This is a genomic window from Paenibacillus maysiensis (assembly GCF_000520815.1).
Classification (GTDB): domain Bacteria; phylum Bacillota; class Bacilli; order Paenibacillales; family Paenibacillaceae; genus Paenibacillus; species Paenibacillus maysiensis.
Genome location: NZ_ASRY01000178.1, coordinates 1 through 1,391, shown reverse-complemented (window position 1 = coordinate 1,391; position 1,391 = coordinate 1). Strand labels below are relative to the sequence as shown.

Sequence of the window (1,391 nt, the reverse complement as noted above, 5' to 3'; positions counted from 1 at the left end):
TTGACCATCAAAAAACTGAACATTCTTATTTTCATATTGTGGATATTCGACTCGCTTAAATCCAATGGATTGTTCATTAATCGCGATGATTGGTATTTCTTCCGTTTGCTCGATGGAATAGCAAGGGTATAGTTCGTCATACATAACTGAACGAGCAGGAAAAGGAATTGCTTCCAACTTCACACGACGATTCTCTTTATCCCATCCATTGAAAGTTTTATATTCATTTTGATCAGGAACAGACTTTGTGCGGCCATTCCACGAGATCGTTTTATTCGGTATACGTTCTAACTTATGTAATTGTTCCTTGGATGGCTTCAATTCTTTCTTCGATTTGAAATATTCACGTTGCTTCGTCTTTTCATTGAATATCAACTTCTGTTGTTCCAAATCTTCAGTACACTTTTCCACTTTCCATACACCCTCGATGATCGTATCTTTTTCATAATCTGGAATGACGACAATACGAGGGATATACGGAACTGGTTGTGCCGCTGAACGACTTACACCAAGAGCTGCTTCCCATTTGTGGATATTGGTGAGTGGTGGTATTTTGCCGAGTGTAATGTGTCGATATAGATCAGCAACATACTTTTCTTGGATGAATTCCGTTCGCTGTGTGCGTCCCATCGCAGGCGACTTAATTGAACGAACATATTTCCTTCCATTATAGTAGATGCCCTCTCGCAGCATACGTTCAAACAAGGCAAGTTGTGATGGATCATCTTCGTCAATTTGGTCTGCTTTGAGCATGAAGATTACGTCGGTAACATCAATGAGAGGATCACGTTCTGCTATGACTCGCTTGAGTTGATCGAGATAGATGCTGTTTGATACAGTGATGGTACGAGTGCTGGATTGTGGCGCACAAAGTTGATTGTCTTCATGAGTGATCTCGTTGAAGTGGAACAGTTTGATTTGGTATTGATTTCGTGTTGGATTAGTGGACAAGTTTTAGCCTCCTGTTTAGTAGTTGGTGTGATATAGCTGTGAACGTTCCTTTCAGATAGATATTATCTCTATGTAATAAATAGAAACAAGCGTTCCTATATATTATATAGAATATACGTTCGTGTTACAAGAGTTTAATTTAGATTTATATGAAGGGCAATTTTTTAAAGGAGCTAGAAAAAAATTACCATAACGCTTTTGAATCCAATTAGCACTTACTCCCGTCCTAAGTGCTATATCAATGTGAAGAGCATGACGAAAAGACCCAGCATTTGTTGCTGAGCCTTTCCATATGCTCATTTTTATTTAGATAAAGCTTTAATCACTACTAGAGCTTTTCCTTATAGGGATACTGCCTCAAATTGCTATTAAATATATATTAATTAACTTTTTACTTTTTACCATGACGGATTGTCAAGCCAAGTGCGACAGTTCTTCTG

General features: G+C 38.0%; 1 pseudogene. It reads right to left on the bottom strand.

Annotation, left to right across the window (positions count from 1 at the left end):
• Nucleotides 1-951 (bottom strand): annotated as a pseudogene (locus L696_RS28555) (RNA dependent RNA polymerase); the annotation flags it as partial.
• Nucleotides 952-1,391 lie beyond the last annotated feature (440 nt).